21 protein-coding genes are annotated in these 20,819 nt (G+C 72.2%); 13 read left to right on the top strand and 8 right to left on the bottom strand.

Annotation, left to right across the window (positions count from 1 at the left end; translation table 11 throughout):
* Window positions 1-5 precede the first annotated feature (5 nt).
* Window positions 6-647, bottom strand: coding sequence for an ATP-dependent Clp protease proteolytic subunit (locus tag J8M51_RS10655; protein ID WP_086755562.1), 642 nt, complete (start codon window positions 645-647; stop codon window positions 6-8).
* Window positions 648-883: 236 nt separating this feature from the next.
* On the opposite strand from J8M51_RS10655, the gene J8M51_RS10650 reads away from it, so the two are divergent.
* The gene (locus J8M51_RS10650) at window positions 884-1,162 is read left to right on the top strand and encodes a type II toxin-antitoxin system Phd/YefM family antitoxin (protein WP_086755561.1); all 279 of its coding nucleotides are present in this window, start codon (window positions 884-886) and stop codon (window positions 1,160-1,162) included.
* 173 nt (window positions 1,163-1,335) lie between these two features.
* Here J8M51_RS10650 and J8M51_RS10645 read toward each other — a convergent pair whose 3' ends face one another.
* Window positions 1,336-2,427: an ABC transporter permease gene (locus J8M51_RS10645; RefSeq protein ID WP_086755560.1), complete on the bottom strand. Its 1,092-nt coding sequence runs from the start codon at window positions 2,425-2,427 to the stop codon at window positions 1,336-1,338.
* A gap of 135 nt (window positions 2,428-2,562) precedes the next feature.
* On the opposite strand from J8M51_RS10645, the gene J8M51_RS10640 reads away from it, so the two are divergent.
* The 8 genes from J8M51_RS10640 to J8M51_RS10605 all read left to right on the top strand — a co-directional run bounded on the left by J8M51_RS10640 (window position 2,563) and on the right by J8M51_RS10605 (window position 9,896).
* Window positions 2,563-3,192, top strand: a complete 630-nt coding sequence (locus J8M51_RS10640) for a TetR/AcrR family transcriptional regulator (protein WP_086763193.1) — start codon at window positions 2,563-2,565, stop codon at window positions 3,190-3,192.
* A gap of 203 nt (window positions 3,193-3,395) precedes the next feature.
* Entirely contained in the window at window positions 3,396-3,698 is a 303-nt protein-coding gene (locus J8M51_RS10635) for an urease subunit gamma (protein WP_037727756.1), read from the top strand.
* Between the two features lie 11 nt (window positions 3,699-3,709).
* On the top strand, window positions 3,710-4,021 hold the full coding sequence (locus J8M51_RS10630) for an urease subunit beta (protein ID WP_086763191.1): 312 nt from the start codon (window positions 3,710-3,712) through the stop codon (window positions 4,019-4,021).
* Window positions 4,014-5,735 (top strand): urease subunit alpha, encoded by a 1,722-nt coding sequence (locus tag J8M51_RS10625; protein WP_086763189.1) that lies wholly within the window; start codon window positions 4,014-4,016, stop codon window positions 5,733-5,735. Before J8M51_RS10630 ends, J8M51_RS10625 begins: the two co-directional genes overlap by 8 nt.
* Window positions 5,736-5,749: 14 nt before the next feature.
* Window positions 5,750-6,412, top strand: a complete 663-nt coding sequence (locus J8M51_RS10620; protein WP_267299135.1) for an urease accessory protein UreF — start codon at window positions 5,750-5,752, stop codon at window positions 6,410-6,412.
* A gap of 225 nt (window positions 6,413-6,637) precedes the next feature.
* A complete protein-coding gene (gene ureG, locus J8M51_RS10615; RefSeq protein WP_086762193.1) occupies window positions 6,638-7,321 on the top strand; it encodes an urease accessory protein UreG in 684 nt (227 codons plus the stop codon).
* A gap of 16 nt (window positions 7,322-7,337) precedes the next feature.
* Window positions 7,338-8,120, top strand: coding sequence for an urease accessory protein UreD (locus tag J8M51_RS10610; RefSeq protein WP_086762195.1), 783 nt, complete (start codon window positions 7,338-7,340; stop codon window positions 8,118-8,120).
* Window positions 8,121-8,306: 186 nt separating this feature from the next.
* On the top strand, window positions 8,307-9,896 hold the full coding sequence (locus J8M51_RS10605; RefSeq protein WP_086762197.1) for an alpha/beta hydrolase: 1,590 nt from the start codon (window positions 8,307-8,309) through the stop codon (window positions 9,894-9,896).
* Window positions 9,897-9,962: 66 nt separating this feature from the next.
* Here J8M51_RS10605 and J8M51_RS10600 read toward each other — a convergent pair whose 3' ends face one another.
* Together J8M51_RS10600 and J8M51_RS10595 are read right to left on the bottom strand one after the other, a co-directional pair.
* Window positions 9,963-10,988 (bottom strand): NAD-dependent epimerase/dehydratase family protein, encoded by a 1,026-nt coding sequence (locus J8M51_RS10600; protein ID WP_179203422.1) that lies wholly within the window; start codon window positions 10,986-10,988, stop codon window positions 9,963-9,965.
* 125 nt (window positions 10,989-11,113) lie between these two features.
* Window positions 11,114-11,842 carry a lysophospholipid acyltransferase family protein gene (locus tag J8M51_RS10595; RefSeq protein WP_086762201.1) on the bottom strand — a complete coding sequence of 243 codons (729 nt, stop codon included), beginning with the start codon at window positions 11,840-11,842 and terminating at the stop codon, window positions 11,114-11,116.
* Between the two features lie 557 nt (window positions 11,843-12,399).
* On the opposite strand from J8M51_RS10595, the gene J8M51_RS10590 reads away from it, so the two are divergent.
* On the top strand, window positions 12,400-14,511 hold the full coding sequence (locus J8M51_RS10590) for a SpoIIE family protein phosphatase (RefSeq protein ID WP_267299134.1): 2,112 nt from the start codon (window positions 12,400-12,402) through the stop codon (window positions 14,509-14,511).
* Between the two features lie 36 nt (window positions 14,512-14,547).
* Here J8M51_RS10590 and J8M51_RS10585 read toward each other — a convergent pair whose 3' ends face one another.
* The 4 genes from J8M51_RS10585 to J8M51_RS10570 form a co-directional block, all read right to left on the bottom strand.
* Entirely contained in the window at window positions 14,548-14,826 is a 279-nt protein-coding gene (locus J8M51_RS10585) for a hypothetical protein (protein ID WP_086761649.1), read from the bottom strand.
* Between the two features lie 248 nt (window positions 14,827-15,074).
* Complete coding sequence (gene rocD, locus J8M51_RS10580; RefSeq protein WP_086761651.1) at window positions 15,075-16,301, bottom strand: ornithine--oxo-acid transaminase; 1,227 nt, start codon at window positions 16,299-16,301, stop codon at window positions 15,075-15,077.
* A gap of 25 nt (window positions 16,302-16,326) precedes the next feature.
* Complete coding sequence (gene ddaH, locus J8M51_RS10575; protein WP_086761653.1) at window positions 16,327-17,157, bottom strand: dimethylargininase; 831 nt, start codon at window positions 17,155-17,157, stop codon at window positions 16,327-16,329.
* A 122-nt stretch (window positions 17,158-17,279) separates the two neighbouring features.
* Window positions 17,280-17,771, bottom strand: a complete 492-nt coding sequence (locus J8M51_RS10570) for an Lrp/AsnC family transcriptional regulator (protein WP_086761655.1) — start codon at window positions 17,769-17,771, stop codon at window positions 17,280-17,282.
* 100 nt (window positions 17,772-17,871) lie between these two features.
* On the opposite strand from J8M51_RS10570, the gene J8M51_RS10565 reads away from it, so the two are divergent.
* The 3 genes from J8M51_RS10565 to J8M51_RS10555 are packed head-to-tail and all read left to right on the top strand — an operon-like array spanning window position 17,872 to window position 20,801.
* Window positions 17,872-18,639, top strand: coding sequence for a LytR/AlgR family response regulator transcription factor (locus J8M51_RS10565; protein WP_086761656.1), 768 nt, complete (start codon window positions 17,872-17,874; stop codon window positions 18,637-18,639).
* Between the two features lie 8 nt (window positions 18,640-18,647).
* Window positions 18,648-19,034, top strand: coding sequence for a hypothetical protein (locus J8M51_RS10560; RefSeq protein WP_086761657.1), 387 nt, complete (start codon window positions 18,648-18,650; stop codon window positions 19,032-19,034).
* 21 nt (window positions 19,035-19,055) lie between these two features.
* Entirely contained in the window at window positions 19,056-20,801 is a 1,746-nt protein-coding gene (locus J8M51_RS10555; protein WP_086761659.1) for a sodium/solute symporter, read from the top strand.
* Window positions 20,802-20,819 lie beyond the last annotated feature (18 nt).

Genomic DNA, 20,819 nt, shown 5'->3' with positions numbered 1-20,819 from the left:
GCGCCTCACCTCGCGCCGGGGAGCGGGTGGGAGCTCCTGCGGCTCGGGATCACCCGGTCGGCCAGCCCGTACGCCACCGCCGCCTCGGCGTCGAGGAACTTGTCCCGCTCGATGTCGGCGCCGACCCGCTCCGGGCTCTGCCCCGTGTGCCGGACGAGCATCTCCTCCAGCATCCGGCGGTTGCGCGTCAACTCCGCGGCCTGGATGACCAGATCGCTCGTCTGCCCCTCGATCCGGCCGCTCACCTCCGGCTGATGGATCAGCACGCGTGCCCCCGGCAGCATGAACCGCTTGCCGGGCGTGCCCGCCGCCAGCAGCACCGCGGCGGCCGAACCCGCCTGTCCGAGGCAGATGGTCTCCACGTCACAGGTGACGAACCGGATCGTGTCGTAGAGCGCCGTCATCGCGCTGAACGAGCCGCCCGGCGAGTTGATGTACAGCGAGATGTCGCGGTCCGGCGACTGGTACTCGAGATGCATGAACTGCGCCATCACGTCGTTCGCCGAGGTGTCGTCGATCGGCGTCCCGAGGAACACGATCCGTTCCTCCAACAACTTCGAGTACGGATCCATCGTTCGGTGACCCGCACTGGTGCGCTCGGTGAACTCGGGCAGCACCTGTCGGGCCGACGGGCGGTTCGCGGGCATGGGGAGCGCCTCCTCTGATCGACGTCTGTAAAAAATGTACAGGACGTACGTAGCCGAGGGGAGGGGCTCGGACGATCGGTTCGGTGGTGTCGGTTGAGAGGCGTCGATCGCGCGGCGTCGATCGCGCGGTGCCGGTCGCGCGGTGCCGGTCGCGCGGTGCCGGTTGGGCGGTCTCGGTCGAGAACGGGGATCTTCCGCTCGGGGCGGTGTGCGGCGCCCGGTCTAAGCTGGACTCCATGGCCTACGAGATTCCGGTGACGCAAGCCAGGGCTGAGCTCGCCGATCTGATCAACCGCGTGGTCTACGGCGGTGAGCGTGTCGTCGTGACACGGCACGGAAAGCCCCTCGTCGCCCTGGTCTCCGCCGCCGACCTGGAGCAGCTCGAAGCGCTGCAGGGACCCGCCGAGGAGCCGGTGGTCAGTGCCGTCTCCCGAGTCCGCGAGGTCGCGCCGACGGCGAGGGAACAGCAGCGGTTCGGTATCGCGGCGGAGCATCGGGGGCCGGGGGCTTCGTAGCCACCGGACGGCCCGGACGGCCGTGTCGCCGACGTGACGAAAGGCCGTGCGCCCCCGTCCGCTACAGCGGGGACGCACGGCCGGTCTGTGTTCCGGGCTCCGGGGGCGGATTGTGAGTTCGGCCTCCGGGTTCGGACTGTGGGTTCGGACTCCGCGTTCGGTCTCCGGGCGGGTCAGTGTGCCGGGGCCGGGGCCGGTTCGGCGGTGGTCCGCTCCGTGGGCTTGGGGCGCCGCCTGAGCAGGTCGCCCAGGAGCACGGCGGCCAGGCCGAGGGTCGCCCAGGTGGTCAGGACCAGGGCCGGGGTGAGGGCGGCGGCGCCGTCGAAGAAGGACACCGAGCGCAGCAGTGACGCGCCCGCGCCCGGCGGCAGGAGCTGACCGAGGGCGCCGACCGGCTCGGGCAGCAGTTGCGGTGCCGAGGAGGCGGCCGCGAACGGGTTGCCGAGGAACACGATCAGCAGCGCGCCCAGACCGAGGCCCGCCCTGCCCAGCAGGGAGGCGAGGCCGGCCACGGTGGCGCCGACGGCCAGGGTCGCGAGGCTCAGCACACCGGCCTCCGCCCACCAGTGCCCGCCGAGCACCCCGAGCCAGCTGTCCGTGATCGCGGTGGCGGCCACGCCGACCAGGGCGGCGGCCCCGGCCAGCGCGCCGACCGCACGCCACCGGCGCAGTCCGAGCACGGTGACCAGCGCGCCGGAGGCGGTGCCGGCCAGGGCCAGCGGCAGCACGCTCGAACCGAAGGCGCCGCCCCGCGGGTCGTTCGCCGGACCGGCCACCACATCGGCGGTCGTCACCGGGACGCCCTCTTCGGCGGCCTGCTGGGTGACGGCCTGCTGCAGCAACTGGGCGACCATCGGGCTCGCCGCCGAAGCCGTCAGCAGCTTGGGTCCGGCCTGGGTGACGACCACCGCGCCGTATACGGTCCGGTCCTTGATCGCGTCCCGGGCGGCCGCCTCGTCGGCGTAGCGGTGGATCTCGAAGGCGCCGTCCCGCTGCTTCAGCTGCTGCTCGACCTGGGTGACGGCGGTCGCCGGTCCGGCCACGCCGAGCGGCAGGTCGCGGGGGGCGGTGCGGGCGTTGGGCCAGGCGAAGGCCCAGAGCGCGAGGGCCGCGATGACCGGGATCAGGACGATGATCGCGATCATGCGGCGGCTCGGGGGCGCCGCGTGGGCCGGGGTCGGCGCCGCCGGGCCGGGGCCGGCGGCGGTGGCGGGTGTGGTGCCGGTGGCCTGGGCCGCGGTGGGTGCGGCGGACGGGGCGGACATGGTTCTCCTTGGGTGGGAGGGGCGGCCGGATGGGTGGGGCCGCCAAAAAGAAGGAGCGTTCGTTTTTCTTGACTTCACCATGCTCCCGGGGGTTGCGCCTTGTCAAGAAGGAACGTTCGTTTTACGTTGGGTGACATGCCCCGCGTATCCCAGGAGCGTCTCGACGCCCGCCGCCGCCAGATCCTCGACGCCGCCGCCCGCTGCTTCGCGCGCAACGGCTTCCACGCCACGTCGATGCAGGACGTGCTGAAGGAGGCCGACCTCTCCGCCGGGGCGGTCTACCGCTACTTCAGCGGCAAGGAGGAGCTGATCGCGGCGATCGTCGAGGAGGTGCTCGGCCGGGTCCGCGAGGCCTTCGAGGAGGCCGCGGCGCAGAGCCCGCCCCCGCCGCCGGACGTTCTCATCGGGGCGGTCCTGCGCCGGATCCTGCACCAGCAGCCGTGGCTGGGGGAGACGGAGGAGTCCCTGTACCCGAGGCTGATGGTGCAGGTGTGGGGCGAGACCCTGCGCAACCCCGACCTGCACACCATCCTCGTCGACGGGTTCGCCACGGTCCGCAAGCCCTGGGTGAGGATCGTCGAGGGGTACCAGGACGCGGGGATGATGCGGGCCGACATCCCGGCCGTCAGCGTGGCCCGCACGATGGTGGCGCTCGCCCAGGGCTTCGCCGCCCAGTACGCGCTGTTCGGCGACGTACCGATCCAGGTGGTCGAGCTGGGAGTGAAGGCGCTGACGAGCATGGGGGACCCGAAGGCCCGGGGCTGAGCCACCGGGACTGAGCGGGGCGGTGCCGGGGCGCGGCGGAACGGGCGGCCCGGCACGGCGGCGGCGCGGCGCGTGGATCACGGTCCGGTTAACGTCGCCGAAACGCCACCCAATTAGCCTGCGGCCACGCCACCAGCGAATGTGCCCGGTGGCGAGGCAACCGGACCCCGCACGGTCCGGAGCGAGGATGTGAGGTGGACGCCGTGCAACTGACCCCGCACGAGCAGGAGAGGCTGCTGATCCATGTGGCGGCCGATGTGGCGGAGAAGCGCCGGGCCCGTGGCCTGAAGCTGAACCACCCCGAGGCCGTCGCGCTCATCACCGCGCACCTCCTCGAAGGCGCGCGGGACGGCCGTACGGTGGCCGAACTCATGGCGTCCGGGCGGAAGTTGCTCACCCGGGACGACGTCATGGAAGGCATCCCCGAGATGATCCACGACGTCCAGGTCGAGGCGACCTTCCCGGACGGCACCAAGCTCGTCACCGTCCACGATCCGATCGTCTGAGGGGAGACGCCGTGATTCCCGGAGAGATCCTCTTCGCCGAGGACCCGATCGTCTACAACGAGGGCCGTGCGGTCACCCGGCTCACCGTCCTCAACGCCGCCGACCGGCCCGTCCAGGTCGGCTCCCACTACCACTTCGCGGAGGCCAACCCCGGCCTGGAGTTCGACCGCGCCGCCGCGCGCGGACTGCGGCTGAACGTCGCCGCCGGCACCGCCGTGCGGTTCGAGCCGGGCATCCCCGTCGACGTCGAACTCGTCCCGCTCGCCGGTGCCCGTGTGGTGCCCGGACTGCGCGGGGAGACCGGAGGTGCCCTCGATGCCTGAGATCTCGCGTGCCGCGTACGCCGACCTGTTCGGCCCGACCACCGGTGACCGTATCCGGCTGGCCGACACCGATCTGCTCGTCGAGATCGAGGAGGACCGCTCGGGCGGGCCCGGACTCGCCGGGGACGAGGCCGTGTTCGGCGGTGGCAAGGTCATCCGCGAATCCATGGGCCAGGCCCGTGCTACGCGCGCAGACGGCACCCCGGACACGGTGATCACCGGTGCGGTGATCATCGACCATTGGGGCGTCGTCAAGGCCGACATCGGCATCCGCGACGGCCGGATCACCGGCATCGGCAAGGCCGGCAACCCCGACACCATGGACGGGGTCCACCCCGACCTGGTCATCGGCCCCGAGACGGAGATCATCGCGGGCAACGGGCGGATCGTCACCGCCGGCGGTGTCGACGCCCATGTCCACTTCATCTGCCCCCAGATCGCCGACGAGGCCCTGTCGTCCGGAGTCACCACACTCGTCGGCGGCGGTACGGGTCCGGCGGAGGGCTCCAAGGCCACCACCGTCACCCCCGGCCCGTGGCACCTCGCCCGGATGCTGGAGGCGATGGAGCGGTACCCGCTGAACATCGGCTTCCTGGGCAAGGGCAACACCGTCTCGCACGAGGCGATGCTGTCCCAGATCCGCGGCGGCGCCCTCGGTCTGAAGCTGCACGAGGACTGGGGTTCGACCCCGGCCGTCATCGACGCCTCCCTGACGGTCGCCGAACGGACCGGCATCCAGGTCGCCATCCACACGGACACGCTGAACGAGGCCGGGTTCGTCGGTGACACGCTCGCCGCGATCGCCGGACGCGGCATCCACGCGTACCACACCGAGGGCGCGGGCGGCGGGCACGCGCCCGACATCATGACCGTGGTGTCCGAGCCGCACGTCCTGCCCAGCTCCACCAACCCGACCCGGCCCTACACCGTCAACACCGCCGAGGAACACCTCGACATGCTGATGGTCTGCCACCACCTGAACGCGGCCGTGCCGGAGGACCTCGCGTTCGCCGAGTCCCGTATCCGGCCGTCCACCATCGGGGCCGAGGACATCCTGCACGACCTGGGCGCGATCTCGATCATCTCCTCCGACGCGCAGGCGATGGGCCGGGTGGGAGAGGTCATCCTGCGGACCTGGCAGACGGCCCATGTGATGAAGCGGCGCAGGGGTGCCCTGCCGGGCGACGGGCGGGCGGACAACCACCGGGTACGTCGCTATGTCGCCAAATACACGATCAACCCGGCGCTCGCGCAGGGACTCGCCAAGGAGATCGGCTCCGTCGAGAACGGCAAGCTCGCCGACCTCGTGCTGTGGGAGCCGGCGTTCTTCGGCGTCAAGCCGCAGCTCGTGCTCAAGGGCGGGCAGATCGCGTACGCGCAGATGGGCGACGCCAACGCGTCCATCCCCACACCGCAGCCGATCCTGCCGCGCCCCATGTTCGGGGCCATCGGGCGGGCGCCGGCCGCCAACTCGTTCAACTTCGTGGCGCCGCTCGCCATCGAGGACGGGCTGCCGGAGCGGCTCGCGCTGGGGAAGCGGTTCGTCGCCATCGAGTCGACGCGCGGGGTCACCAAGGCCGACATGCGCGAGAACGACGCGCGGCCCGAGGTGCGGGTCGATCCGGACAGCTTCGCCGTGCACATCGACGGGGAGCTGGTGGAGGCGGCTCCGGCCGCCGAACTGCCCATGGCCCAGCGGTACTTCCTCTTCTGATGGGCGGGCGCTGAATGGGCAGGGCGACTCTTCTCGTACTGGCCGACGGTCGGTTTCCCGCCGGGGGGCACGCGCACTCCGGCGGGGCCGAGGCGGCGGTCAAGGCGGGGCGGATCACCGGGGTGGAAGGGCTGGAGGCGTTCTGCCGGGGGCGGTTGCACACGGCAGGGCTGGTGTCGGCCTCCCTCGCCGCGGCGGCCGCGCTCGGTGTCGACCCGGCCGAGCTGGACACGGCCGCCGACGCCCGTACGCCGTCGCTCGCGCTGCGGGTCGCTTCGCGGAAGCTGGGGCGGCAGTTGACGCGGGCGGCGCGGGTGGTCTGGCCGTCGGCCGAGCTGGACGCGCTGGCACGGGCGTATCCCAAGGGGGCGCATCAGCCGGTGGTGCTGGGGGTGGTGGCTCGTGGGGCCGGGCTGGGGGCGGAGGACGCGGCGTACTGCTCCGTGTACGAGAGTGTGAGCGGGGTGGCCAGTGCGGTGGTGCGGCTGCTGAGTCTTGATCCGTTCGACGCGACGGGGGTGTTGGCGCGGCTGGCTCCCGAGATGGATGTGGTGGTGGGGGCGGCGGTGGAGGCGGGGCGGGGTGGGGTGGGGGAGTTGCCGGCTTCGTCGGCGCCGCTGGTGGAGATCGGGGCGGAGGTGCATGCGGCTTGGCCCGTGCGGTTGTTCGCGTCCTGACCTTCCTCGCCCCCAAACGTCCGTCCGGTGGGGGCTGGTCGCGCAGTTCCCCGCGCCCCTGAAAGAGGCCTGCGGCCCTTTCGGGGAAAAGCACGGGGCGCAGCCCCTGCTTTTCAGGGGCGCGGGAAACTGCGCGAGAAGCCCCACCGCACCCGCACCCGCCACCGCACCCCATCCCACCGAGCTCTTCCGCGAACCCGATCCCCCAGTCAGGAGTCACCACCCATGCATCTCGATCACACCCACTCCCACGACGGCCCCCCGGCCATCAGCGCGGACGCGCACCGCGCCGACGGGGCGCGACGGGCGCTGCGGATCGGTCTGGGCGGGCCCGTCGGGTCCGGGAAGACCGCGACCGTCGCCGCGCTCTGCCAGGCCCTGCGGGACGAGTTGTCGCTGGCGGTGGTGACGAACGACATCTACACCCGGGAGGACGCCGAGTTCCTGCTCCGCGAGGCCGTGCTGCCGCCGGAGCGGATCACGGCCGTGGAGACGGGCGCGTGCCCGCACACCGCGATCAGGGACGACATCTCCGCGAACCTCGAAGCGGTGGAGGACCTGGAGGACGAGGTCGGACCGCTCGATCTGATCCTCGTCGAGTCCGGGGGCGACAACCTCACGGCCACCTTCTCCAAGGGCCTCGTCGACGCGCAGATCTTCGTCATCGACGTGGCCGGCGGCGACGACATCCCCCGTAAGGGCGGCCCCGGCGTCACCACCGCCGACCTGCTCGTCGTCAACAAGACGGACCTCGCGCCGTACGTGGGGTCCGACCTCGCCCGGATGGCCGCGGACGCGAAGGCGCAGCGCGCGGAACTGCCGGTGGTGTTCCAGTCGCTGCGGAGCGAGGCCGGGGTCGGCGACGTCGCGGCCTGGGTGCGGGAGAAGCTCGTGGCGTGGACGGCATGAGAGCGACGGAGACGGCATGACAGTGTCGGAAGAGGCGCGGGGGACCTCCGGCGTCAGGGCCACCGCCCGTATCGCGGCCCGCGCGGACGGGCGGGGCGGTACGGCCCTGCCCGTGCTGGAGAGCGACGGGCCGCTGGCGTTGCGCCGCACCCGGGGGAGCGGCGACGAGGCGCGGGTCATGCTCGTCGGGGCCATGAGCGGACCGCTCGGCGGCGACCGGTTCGCCGTCGAGGCCGAGGTCGGTGAAGGGGCCCGGCTGCGCGTGGGGTCGGCCGCCGCGACGATCGCGCTGCCGGGCCAGGCCAAGGGCGAGGCCCGTTACGACGTACGGATCGAGGTCGCCGCCGGAGGCGAACTGCGGTGGCTGCCCGAGCAGTTGATCTCCGCGCGGGGCAGCGATCTGGGGGTGTCGACGCGGGTGGATCTCGCCGCCGGGGCACGGCTGGTGTTCCGGGAGGAGCAGGTGCTCGGACGGGTGGGGGAGGAGCCCGGCCGGCTCACCAGCCGACTCACCGTGCTGCTCGCCGGGCGGCCGTTGCTCGATCAGCAGGTGGGGTGCGGTCCGGGCGCGCCCGGCGGCTGGGACGGGCCCGCCGTGCTGGGCGGGTTCCGCGCCCTGGGGCAACTCGTGGTCGTACGGCCGGAGTTCGCCGAGCGGACGCCCGCGCCGAGGGTGCTGGGGGAGACGGCCGCGCTCACCCCGCTCGCCGGGCCCGCGGTTCTCGTCAGCGCCCTCGCGCCGGACGCGCTACGGCTGCGGCGCGTCCTGGACGAGGCCCTTGCCGAGCTGGACGGTTGACGGAGGGCGGCTCCCGGATCGCGAGGAGCCGCGGCCGTTCCTCCGCTGAACGGGACTTTCCGCACCGGTTATCGGATTAGTAAAGAACTGTTCGCCCCTCTGTCCTCAGGCACCTCACAGGCACGAGGATCCCCGTGACCATTCGAAACTTCGAATCTATGTACGGGGAGTTTCCTCTTGAGAGGTATGAGGCCGACCAGAAGGACGGCGGCGTTCGGCTCCGCGGGTCTGCTCGTCACGGCGACCTTGATAGCCGGTGCCGTCACGGCCCCCGTGGCCAGCGCCGCGGACAGCGCTCCCGCGCAGGACCGCGAGGCCCAGGGCGTGGCGGTCGCCGCGGCGAAGGCGGCGAAGAAGGGCATCGCCTGGCAGGACTGCCCCGAGAGCTGGGGCCTGGAGAAGCCGATCACATGCGGCTGGGTCACCGTCCCGCTGGACTACGCCAAGCCGAACGGCAAGCAGATCAAGCTGGCCGTGGACCGGATCGGCAGCACCGGGACGAAGAAGGAGCGCCAGGGCGCGCTCGTCTACAACCCCGGCGGCCCGGGCGGTTCGGGCCTGCGTTTCCCGCGCCGGGTCACGACCAAGGCCCCGCTGTGGGTCAACACGTCGAAGGCATACGACTTCGTGGGCTTCGACCCGCGTGGTGTCGGCAAGTCGGCGCCCATCTCCTGCGTCGACCCGCAGGAGTTCGTGAAGGCGCCCAAGATGGACCCGGTCCCGGGCTCCGAGGCCGACAAGCGCAAGCAGCGCAAGCTCGCGGCGGAGTACGCGGCCGGCTGCAAGAAGCGCAGCGGCGCGATGCTGCCGCACATGACCACGCCGAACACCGCGCGTGACCTGGACGTCATCCGGGCCGCCCTCGGGGAGAAGAAGCTCAACTTCCTCGGCGTCTCCTACGGCACCTACATCGGCGCCGTCTACGGCACCCTCTTCCCGAACCACGTGCGCCGCATGGTCGTCGACAGCGTGGTGAACCCCTCCCGCGAGAAGATCTGGTACCAGGCCAACCTGGACCAGGACGTCGCCTTCGAGGGGCGCTGGAAGGACTGGACGAAGTGGGTCGCGGCGAACGACGCGACGTACCACCTCGGGAACACCCAGGCCAAGGTGCAGGCGAAGTGGCTGGAGCTGCGCGCCACCGCGAAGAAGAAGCCCCTCGGCGGGGTCGTCGGCCCGGCCGAGCTGATCTCCTTCTTCCAGAGCGCCCCGTACTACGACTCCGCGTGGGCGCCCACCGCCCAGGTGTGGAGCAAGTACGCCGCCGGTGACGCCCAGGCGCTGGTCGACGCCGCCGCCCCGGACCTCTCCGACACCGCGGGCAACGCCGCCTCGGAGAACGGCAACGCCGTCTACACGGCGGTCGAGTGCACCGACGCCAAGTGGCCCACGAGCTGGAAGAAGTGGGACCGCGACAACACCGAGCTGCACAAGAAGCACCCGTTCATGACCTGGGCCAACGCCTGGATGAACCTGCCGTGCGCCACCTGGCAGTCCAAGCAGTACACCCCGCTGGACGTGAAGACGAAGAAGGGCCTGCCGCCCGTCCTGATCGTCCAGTCCGAGCGGGACGCGGCCACCCCGTACGAGGGTGCCGTCGAGCTGCACAAGCGGTTCAAGGGCTCGCGTCTGGTCACGGAGACGAAGGCCGGCTCCCACGGAGTCACCGGCCTGGTCAACCCGTGCGTCAACGCGCGGGTCGACACCTACCTGCTCACCGGCAAGGTGGGCAAGGCCGACGTGAAGTGCGCCCCGCACGCCACGCCGACACCGTAGGACCCTGAGGAGGAGGGAGGGGGCGGCCGGTACTACCGGCCGCCCCCTCCCTCCGTGCTCACCCGCTCACTTCGGCCGCCCCGCCAGCCACACGTCCTCCGCCGCGTAGTCGAACAGGTCCCCGTACACCTCGGCCATCCGGGGATACGCCTCCCGCCAGTCCCGTCCGCCCGCCAGCCGGCCCTCGATCCACGCGACCGTCTCCGGCAGCGAGTCCGCGTACCGCACCACCGGGCGGTAGCCCAACTCCCGTTCCGCCAGCGCCATGTCGCACACCACGGGCGCCGGCACGGACCACGGGGTGTCACCCACGGTGGGGGAGGGGGCGGGGCCGTCCACGAGGACGTTCTCCGGCTCGACGCCCATCACCGCGTCGATCGCGGCGGCGATCTCCACGACGGTCGGCGCCTCGGGGTCGACGGCGTTCAGCGCCCGTGTCCCCGGCCGGGCGGCGGCCAGCCGGATCAGCTCGGCGATGTTGTGGACGTTCGCCGGATGGAAGCGGCTCCGACCGCCGTACGCGAGGACCCGGCGGGGCCGCCCGTCCAGGTTGCGCTTGACGAAGTACAGCTCGCGCGGCGTACGGCAGTGCGGCCCGTGGATGGCGCCCGCGCGCAGCAGGGTCGTGGGCAACCGGTCGCCCCCGGCGAGGAGTTCGTGCTCCAGCCCCGCCTTGCGGGTGCTGTACGAGAGGTCGTCCGGCCGGATCGTGCGCTGGCTCTCGGGGAGGGGCACCGGGTACTCGGGGAAGCCGTCCGGCTCCGCCTGGGTGTCGAAGTTGCGGCCCTTGCCGTCCTCGTACACCGAGATGCTGGAGACCACGACCGCCGACCCGATCCGGTCGGCCAGGCCGAGCAACTGCCGGGCGTGCTCGGGCCCGTACGCCACCATGTCCACCAGCACGTCACAGCCGTCACCGATCGCCGCCGCCAGCGCCGCGTCGTCGCCCCGGTCGGCCGGTGCGGTCCGCACCTCCTCCGGCCAGCCGTCGTCCCGGTCGCCGCCCCGCGAGAGGGCCGTCACCGCCCAGCCGTCCCGCGCCAGCGCGCCCACGGCCACGCGCCCGATCTGTCCCGTCGCCCCGATCACCACAGCACGTCGTGTCATGCCCCCGACCGTACGACGACCACGCCCCGGCCACGGTGAAGATCTGCCACCGGCAGAACGCCCGGCCGCACGGCGGCTCGCTCAACCCGGCACCGCCTGCGGCAACATGCTCAACTCAACGGCATGCGCGGGAACTTGCGTTCCTTCACCGCCTTCGCCGCCGCTGCCTCCTCGGCCTTCACCACGGCCGCGTACTGGTCGACGTACTCCTGCTCGGAGAGCGTGAGGATCGCGTACATGATCTCGTCGGTGATGGCGCGCAGGACGGCCTTCTCGTTCTCCATGCCCTCGTAGCGGGAGAAGTCGAGGGGCTTGCCGAAGCGGATGACGACGGGGTGGATGTTGGGGATGACCTTGCCCGGGGGCTGCGCCTCGAAGGTGCCGATCATCGCGCAGGGGATCACCGGCACCCCGGCCTTGAGCGCCATGACCGCGACGCCGACCTTGCCCTTGTAGAGGCGGCCGTCGTGCGAGCGGGTGCCCTCCGGGTAGATGCCGAGGAGTTCGTCCTTGCTCAGCACGCCGAGCCCCTCGCGGATGGCGGCCTGGCCCGCGTCCTTGCCGGAGCGGTCGACCGGGATCTGCCCGGCGCTGTGGAAGAAGAACGCCGTCAGCCTGCCCTTGAGCCCCGGGCCGGTGAAGTACTCGGCCTTCGCCAGGAACGTGATGCGGCGCTTGAGGATCGCGGGCATCAGGAAGTGGTCCGAGAAGGACAGGTGGTTGCCCGCGACGATGGCCGCGCCCGATGACGGTACGTGTTCGAGGCCCTCGATGCGAGGCCGGAAGACCAGTCTCAGCAGCGGCCCCAGAAGCACGTACTTGAGCAGGTAATAGAACACGGCGTCTCCCTCGCGCTACCGGATCGGCCAACTTTGCTGACGTTGCGTCAGGCGCGTGAGCGCTGGTGAGCCCCGTCCCGCGTGTCGACGATTGATCGTAGCCCGACACGCCGCGTCACCGGGAGCACCCGGACCCGCCCGTATCGTCCCGTACGGACTTCTGGCCGGACCCTGTCGGAGGCGTGCGGCGGGTGGCACCGCCCGGCGCCGTGGGGCGGCGGGGCGGCGGCACCCGGGACATCACGGGCCGCCCGTACCCCGTCCGGTACTCGGCCGGATACCGCCTGCCCATCCGCTCGCCACCGCCTCACCACCACCTCCTCACCGCCTCCTCACCACCTCCGCGCCCCCCGCCTCGGTCCTGCCCGGCCCCGCCTCGGTCCCGACCCGGATCGCGCCGTCCGCCGACAGCCGGTCGGGCCCCCGTCCGGCGTCTCGTCCGGCGCCCGTGCGGCACCTCGTCCAGCGCCCCGCACGGCGCCCCGTCCCCGTGATCCACATGCCGTCGCCCGCGTGCGGGCTTAGCGTCGCCTTATGGGCGTTAGGTGTGGCGCCGCATGACCGGGTCCGGTGCGGAGCCGGGTGTGGTCGATCCGCTCGGTGAGACCCTGGCGGCGGCGGTGCGCCGTACCGGTGCCAGGTCGGGCGGCGTCTATCTGCTGGACCCGACGGAAGCCGTGATCGGCCTCGTCGCGCTGTGCGGCATCCCGGTCGACGCCTTCGCCCCGTGGTGGCGGGCCCCCTTCGCCGTGCGCGGCCCGAGCCAGGACGCGATACGCAACGAACGCCTCGTCTGGGTGAGTTCCCTGGACGAACTGGCCCGCAGCTACCCCCGCGTCGCGGCGAGCATCCCCTACCAGGTCGCGTTCGCGGTCGTGCCCCTCAAGGACGTCCGGCACTGCCGCGGCGCGCTGCTGCTGATGTGGCCCCCCGGCCGCTCGCCCCGGCTCAGCCGCCGCGAGCGCGGGCACATCGCCGACGGCGCCCGCCGGATCGCCCGCGTCCTGGACGCCGCGGCCCACCCCCCGGTCATCCCGGACCGGCCCCGCTTCGTCCGTCCCCACCACGCCGACCCCAGGCCGCAGTCCGGACTCGCCGCGGCCCAGCTGGTGGAACGCCTGCCCCTCGGCGCCTTCGGCCTCGACCTGGGCGGATGCGTCACGTATATGAACGCGGCAGCCGCCGACCTCCTCGGCAGACCGGCCGACCAGTTGCTGGGAACCGAGCCGTGGCGGTCCCTGCCCTGGCTGGACAACATCGCGTACATGGACGCCTACCGCACGGCCGTGAGCAGTCGTGAGCCCATCGCCCTGACCGTGCTGCGCCCACCGGACCGATGGCTCGACCTGCGCCTCCACACCGACGACACGGGCACCAGCGTCCTCATCGCCCCCGACCCCACCTCCCGGCCGGCCGGCACGCAGCCGGCCTTCACCGGCACCCCCACGCACAGCCGCATCCATCTGCTGATGGCCCTGGCTGCGGCACTGACCGACACCCTCGGCGTCCAGGACGTCGTCGACCTGGTCGCCGAGCGGATCCTGCCCGCCTTCGGCGCCCACGGCATGATCATGTCCACCGCCGACGCCGGCCGCATCCACATCATCGGACACCGCGGCTACGACCCCGCCGTGATCGAACTGTTCGACGGACTGCCCACGGACGCCGACCTGACCCCCGCCGGCCGGACCCTGACCACCGGCACCTCCTCGTTCTTCGCCGACCGCGGCGAACTCTCCCGCCTCTACCCGAGGGCCCCGCAGATCACCGACAAGCACGCGTGGGCCTTCCTGCCGCTGCTCAGCTCCGGCCACCCCATCGGCTGTCTGCTCCTCGCCTACAACGAACCCCACCCCTTCACCGCGGCCGAGCGCTCCCTCCTCACCCCCCTCGCCGGACTCATCGCCCAGGCCCTGGACCGGGCCCGCCTCTACGACGCCCAGCACACCCTCGCCCACGCCCTCCAGCAGACCCTGCTGCCCCACGCCCTGCCCACCGTGACCGGGCTCGACGTCGCCGCCCGGTATCTGCCCGCCAGCCACGGCATGGACATCGGCGGCGACTTCTACGACCTCATCCGCCTCACCGACACCACCGCCGCGGCGGTCATCGGAGACGTGCAGGGTCACGACATGACGGCGGCGGCCCTCATGGGCCAGGTCAGGATGGCGGTCCACTCGCACGCCACGGCCGGCGCCACCCCCGACCAGGTCCTCACCCGCACCGACCGCGACCTCGCCGACCTGCACGCCAGCCGCTTCGTGTCCTGCCTCTACGCCCACCTCGACCTGGCGAACCACCAGGTCACGCTCGCCAGCGCCGGACATCCGCCCCCGCTGCTGCGCCACCCCGACCGGCGCACCCACCCCGTGCACATCTGCCCCGGCCCGCCGCTGGGCATCGGCATCGGGTCCCCCGCCTACCCGCTCACCTCGCTGTCCCTGGCCCCGGACACGCTCCTCGCCCTCTACACCGACGGTCTGGTGGAGAACCCCGGCCGCGACATCACCCGGACCATCACGGACCTCGCGGAGCACCTCGGCGAGGTCGGCGGCCTCCCCCTGCACCAGCTCGTGGACAGCCTCGTCCAGCACACCCCGCGTACCGACCGGCACACCGACGACATCGCCCTGCTCCTGCTGCGCCCGTACGGGACCGCCGAGCCGTGAGGGCGCCGCGTGGCGGTGCCCCGACCGCTCACGGCCTCACATCTTGTGCTCGGGCCAGACGTAGTACGAGTCGAAGGGCCCGCCGCTGATGTGGACGAGCCGGACGAAACTCGCCGCCACCAGTTCGCCCCGGGCGAGCCGGGCCGCGTTCCTGGTGTCGAGGCAGATGCCGTTGACCTTGTAGTCGGGCTCCAGCAGCTCCCGGAAGAACCGCTCGGGGTCGGGGCGCATCGCCTCCCAGTCCCCGTCGTCGAACTCGATCTCGAAGACCTCCAGCGTCTGCTGCTCACCGTCGTGCTTGCGGACCGTCGCCATGTCGGATGTCCTCCCGGGAAGTGAACGACCTCCTCCCAGCTTGTGCGCCCGGTCCCCGGCGGCAAGTCGGCCGAGACCTCCTTGGGCCGCGCGGGTGTCCCGGGCGGCCCGCTCGACTCGTCGGACGGACACCCAACTCGTCGGGCGGACAGGCGAGATACGGTGCCGCCGCGACGCGGTGACCGCGCGGCGCCCCGGTGGCGGCCTGCCACCGGGGCGCCGTCGCGCGTGGGCGAGGAGCAGGTCTCTCAGGAGCCCGCCTTCAGGACCTCCCCCAGGGTCTCCAGTGCCGACCGGAGTTCCGACGCCGTGATCGTCAGGGGCGGGGCCAGGCGGATCGTGGAGCCGTGGGTGTCCTTGACCAGGATGCCCCGGTCCATCAGACGGTGGCTGATCTCGCGGCCCGTGCCGATCGCGGGGTCGATGTCGACGCCCGCCCACAGGCCGCGCGCCCGGAAGCCCACGACACCCCGGCCGACCAGTTCGGTGAGCCCGTCGCGCAGGGTGCCGCCCAGGTCGGTGGCCCGGCGCTGGAACTCCCCGGTGCGCAGCAGCTCGACCACCGCCGAGCCGACCGCCGCCGCGAGGGGGTTGCCGCCGAACGTCGACCCGTGCTCGCCGGGCCGCAGGACCGACAGCACCTCGCGGCGGGCCACCACCGCGGACACCGGCACGATGCCGCCGCCGAGCGCCTTGCCGAGCAGCACGGCGTCGGGCAGGACGTCCTCGTGCTCGACGGCCAGGGTGCGGCCGGTGCGGCCGAGGCCCGACTGGATCTCGTCCGCGATGAACAGACAGCCCGTGCGGCGGGTCAGCTCACGGACCCCGCGCAGATAGCCGTCGTCCGGGATCAGCACCCCCGCCTCGCCCTGGATGGGCTCGATCAGCACCGCGGCCGTGGTCTCGTCGATCGCCGCCTCCAGCGCGGCGAGGTCGTTGTACGGCACCACCCGGAAGCCGGGCGTGAACGGGCCGAAGCCGTCCCGGGCCACCGGGTCCGTGGAGAAGCTGACGATCGTCGTCGTACGGCCGTGGAAGTTGTCGGCGGCGACGACGACGGTGGCCCGGTCGGCGGGGACGCCCTTCACCTCGTACGCCCACTTGCGGGCCACCTTGATGGCGCTCTCCACGGCCTCGGCGCCCGTGTTCATCGGCAGCACCATGTCGAGGCCGGTCAGCGCGGCCAGGGACTCGGCGAACTCGGCGAGGCGGTCGTTGTGGAAGGCCCGCGAGGTCAGGGTGAGCGTGTCCAGCTGGCGGTGCGCGGCCTCGATCAGGGCCGGGTGGCGGTGGCCGAAGTTGAGGGCGGAGTAGCCGGCCAGCATGTCCAGATAGCGGCGGCCCTCGACGTCCTCGACCCACGCGCCCTCGGCGCGGGCGACGACCACGGGCAGCGGGTGGTAGTTGTGCGCGAGGACGGGCTCCTCGGCGCGGATGAGGTCGGCCGACGAACGCGTGTGGACGGGGGCGGTCATGAGTGGACCTCCGAGGTCGTGCGGGTCACGGGCGGATCTCCTGGGTGACGCACTTGATGCCGCCGCCGGCCTTCTGGAACTCCGACAGGTCGACGGGGACGGGGACGTAGCCCTGCCGGTCGAGCTGGTCGGCGAGTTCCTTGGCGCGGGGCGAGATGAACACATGGCGGCCGTCGGACACCGAGTTCAGACCGAAGGCCATGGCGTCCTCGCGGGTCGCGATCACCGCGTCCGGGTAGAGCCGGGCGAGGACCGCGCGGCTGCCGGGGGAGAAGGCCTCCGGGTAGTACGCGATGTTCCCGGGGGAGCCGTCGCCGCCGTCGTCGAGGACGAACAGCGCGGTGTCCAGATGGTAGAAGCGCGGGTCCACCAGCTGGAGGCTGATCACGGGGACGCCGAAGAACTCCTGCGCCTGGCGATGGGCCTCACGGGTGGTGCGGAAGCCGGTCCCGGCGAGCAGATAGCGGCCGGTGGGCACCAGGTCGCCCTCTCCCTCGCACACCGACTCGGAGCGCAGCACCTCGTACCCGGCTGTCTTGAACCAGGCGTCGTAGGCGGTGGACTCGGGGCGCCGCTCGGGCGCGTGGAACAGCGAGCCGAGGACCCGGCCGCCGAGGACGAGCGCGCAGTTGGCCGCGAACACCATGTCGGGCAGCGCCGCCACCGGCTCCACGCTGTCCACGGTGTGGCCGTGGGTCCGGTAGGCGCGGATCAGCTCCTGCCACTGGTCCTGGGCCAGATCGACGTCCACGGGGGCGTCCGGATGCATCCAGGGGTTGATCGAGTACTGCACGGCGAAGTGTCTGGGTTCACAGACGAGAAAGCGCCGAAGGCGCGGCACACGGCTGTCGGGCACAGAGGGTTTCTCCGCTTCCTGCGAGTGTCGGCTGGGATGACACCACGGTAGGAATCAAGCCAGGCGCACGACAAGAAACAAACGTTGCGTGTTCGCGCAGTAATGCTGCGTATAAATCCGGCTCAACGCACGTTCGCTGCGTCCTGTGTCGCTCCGGCCTCCGGAGCCTCCGGCAGCAGATGCGACAGCACCATGTAACTGATCGTCTTCCGGATGAACGGCTCGGTGCGGATCCGCTCCAGCACCTCCTCGAAATGCTCCACGTCGACCGCCCGCACATGCAGCAGCGCGTCCGCGCCGCCGGTCACCGTCATCGCCGCGGTGATCTCCGGATGGTTGCGCACCACCTCCGCCAGCCGCCGGGGCGGCGCCGCGCCCTCGCAGTACACCTCCACGTACGCCTCGGTGCGCCAGCCGAGCGCGGCCGGCTGCACCGTGGCCGTGAAGCCGGTGATGACCTCGGTCTCCCGCAGCCGGTCCACCCGTCTCTTGACCGCGGTGGCCGAAAGACCGATGTCCGAGCCGATCTCGGCGAAGCTGGTCCTCGCGTTCGCCATCAACGCCGTGATGATCTTGCGGTCGAGTTCGTCGAACGCCGCGGACTTGCTGCTCATGCGGGCACTGTATCCAGCGAGGGGGCTCACGGCCCCTGGCGCGAAGCCTCCGGCGCGCGCCCGTGTGCAGGCGTACGAATTGCTCCTACACTCCACGTTCATGCTGCGCGCGCTCGCCGTCGATGACGAGAAACCCTCCCTGGAGGAACTGCTGTACCTGCTGAACGCGGATCCACGGGTCGGCAGCGCCGAGGGCGCCAACGACGCCACCGAGGCGCTGCGGCGGATCAACCGTGCCCTGGAGTCCGGCCCCGACGGGCCCGAGGCGATCGACGTCGTCTTCCTCGACATCCACATGGCCGGACTCGACGGCCTCGACCTCGCCCGTCTCCTCACCGGCTTCGCCCGGCCCCCGCTCGTCGTCTTCGTCACCGCGCACGAGGGCTTCGCCGTCCAGGCCTTCGACCTCAAGGCCGTCGACTACGTCCTCAAGCCCGTCCGCCGCGAACGCCTCGCCGAGGCGATACGCCGGGCCGCCCAGCTCCGCGAGGCCCCCACCGCCCCGGCCCCGCCGATACCGGTCCACGAACCCGACCCCGACCACATCCCCGTCGAGCTCGGCGGGGTGACCCGCTTCGTCGCCGTCGACGACATCACCCACGTCGAGGCCCAGGGCGACTACGCCCGACTGCACACCCCCCAGGGCAGCCACCTCGTCCGCATCCCGCTGTCCACCCTCGAAGAGCGCTGGCGCGCACGCGGGTTCGTCCGCATCCACCGCCGCCATCTCGTCGCCCTGCGGCACGTCGGTGAACTCCGCCTGGACGCGGGCACGGTCAGCGTCCTCGTCGGCCCCGTGGAACTCCAGGTCAGCCGCCGTCACGCCCGTGAACTGCGCGATCTGCTGATGCGCCGGACCACGGGCTGAGGAGCGCCATGCCGAACGACCCCACCGACCGTGCCACCGAACGCCGTGCCGAACGCCGCGTCGTCGTCACCGGGGTGCCCCGGCGCACCCGCCGCACCACCGGCCACCACCAGCGCCCCCGCACCGAGATCGACGAACAGACCACCCTCGGCCACACCTACGTCCGCTCCCTGATGCGCAGCCAACTCCGCGCCGCCCTCGCCGTGTTCACGGTCCTGGTGCTGCTGGTCGCCCCGCTGCCCCTGGTCTTCGCCGCGATGCCGGACGGCGCCGGCCTGGAATGGGCCCTCCTCGGCTTCGGCGTCTACCCGCCCCTGGTGCTCCTCGCCTACTGGCACGTACGCCGCGCCGAGCGCAACGAGCAGGACCTCGTCCGCCTCGTCGAGGACCGCTGAGGCGACGGAAGCAGAGAACCCGTGAACGAGAACTACGCCGTCCCCGCCGTCGCCCTCGTCGTCGTGGCGACCGTCTTCGTCGGCGCCTTCGGCCTGCGCATCTCCCGCACCACCTCCGACTTCTACGTGGCCTCCCGCACGGTGGGCCCCCGCCTCAACGCCGCCGCGATCAGCGGCGAGTACCTCTCCGCCGCCTCCTTCCTCGGCATCGCCGGCCTCGTCCTCGTCCAGGGCCCCGACATGCTCTGGTACCCGGTCGGCTACACCGCCGGCTACCTCGTCCTCCTGCTGTTCGTCGCCGCCCCGCTGCGCCGCTCCGGCGCCTACACCCTGCCGGACTTCGCGGAGGCCCGGCTCGCCTCCAAGACCGTACGACGGCTCGCGGGGGCCTTCGTCGTCGGCGTGGGCTGGCTCTATCTGCTGCCCCAGCTCCAGGGCGCGGGACTGACGCTGAACGTCCTCACCGACGCCCCCGAGTGGCTGGGCGGGGTCATCGTCGCCGTCGTGGTCGCCGCCACGGTGGCCGCCGGCGGCATGCGCAGCATCACCTTCGTCCAGGCCTTCCAGTACTGGCTCAAACTCACCGCCCTGCTCGTCCCCGCGCTCTTCCTCGTCCTCGCCTGGCAGGGCGACGGCGCCCCGCGCCACGCCTTCGACGAACCCGCCCGGTTCCGCGAACAACGCGTCGTCCGCGTCGACGAGACCCTCGACCTGAAGCTGGAGAGCCCCCTGACCGTCACCGCCTCCGGCACCATCGACGGCCGCCGCTACGACGACCGGCGCGTCGACCTGCCCACCGGCACCCACCGCATCGACCGGGGCACCCGGCTGACCTTCACCGAGGGCGACACCGTCCCCGTCGCCGACCGCGGCACCAACGGCGGCATGTCCACCTCCCTCGCCGCGGGCCGCGAGGAACGCCCCCTGTACGCCACCTACGGGCTGATCCTCGCCACCTTCCTCGGCACCATGGGCCTGCCCCACGTCGTCGTCCGCTTCTACACCAGCCCGCACGGCGTCGCCGCCCGCCGCACCACCGTCGTCGTCCTCGGCATGATCGGCCTCTTCTACCTCCTGCCCCCGCTCTACGGGGCCCTCGGCAGGATCTACGCCCCCGACCTCACCCTCACCGGAGACGCCGACGCGGCCGTCCTGCTCCTCCCGGACCGCATGATCGGCGGCCTCGGCGGCGACCTGCTCGGCGCGCTGGTCGCGGGCGGTGCCTTCGCCGCGTTCCTGTCCACCGCGTCGGGGCTGACCATGGCGGTCGCGGGCGTCCTCACCCAGGACGTGCTGCCCGCCCGGGGCGTACGGCACTTCCGGCTCGGCACGGTCCTCGCCATGGCCGTACCGCTCGCCGCGAGCGGCCTGGTCGGCGGGCTGCCCGTCGCCGACGCGGTCGGCCTCGCCTTCGCCGTGTCCGCCTCCTCGTTCTGCCCGCTGCTCGTCCTCGGCATCTGGTGGCGGCGCCTGACCCCGCCGGGCGCCGCCGCCGGCATGATCGTCGGCGGCGGAGCGGCCCTCCTCGCGGTCGCCGCGACCATGGCCGGATACCCCGGCACCGGCACCCTGCACGCCCTGCTGGCCTGGCCCGCCCTCTGGTCCGTACCGCTCGGCTTCCTCACGATGGTCCTGGTGTCCCTGGCCACCCCCGGCAAGGTCCCGCCCGACACTCCGGCGATCCTGGCCCGCTTCCACCTCCCCGAGGAACTCGTCGGCGGCCGGACCCGCGAGGCGACCAAGGAGGTCGAACTGTGGCGGCGGTGAGGACCGGAACGACAGGGG

Origin of the sequence: Streptomyces griseiscabiei (genome assembly GCF_020010925.1) — a bacterium.
Taxonomy (GTDB): Bacteria; Actinomycetota; Actinomycetes; order Streptomycetales; family Streptomycetaceae; genus Streptomyces; species Streptomyces griseiscabiei.
This window is presented reverse-complemented; position numbering and strand designations above follow the sequence as displayed.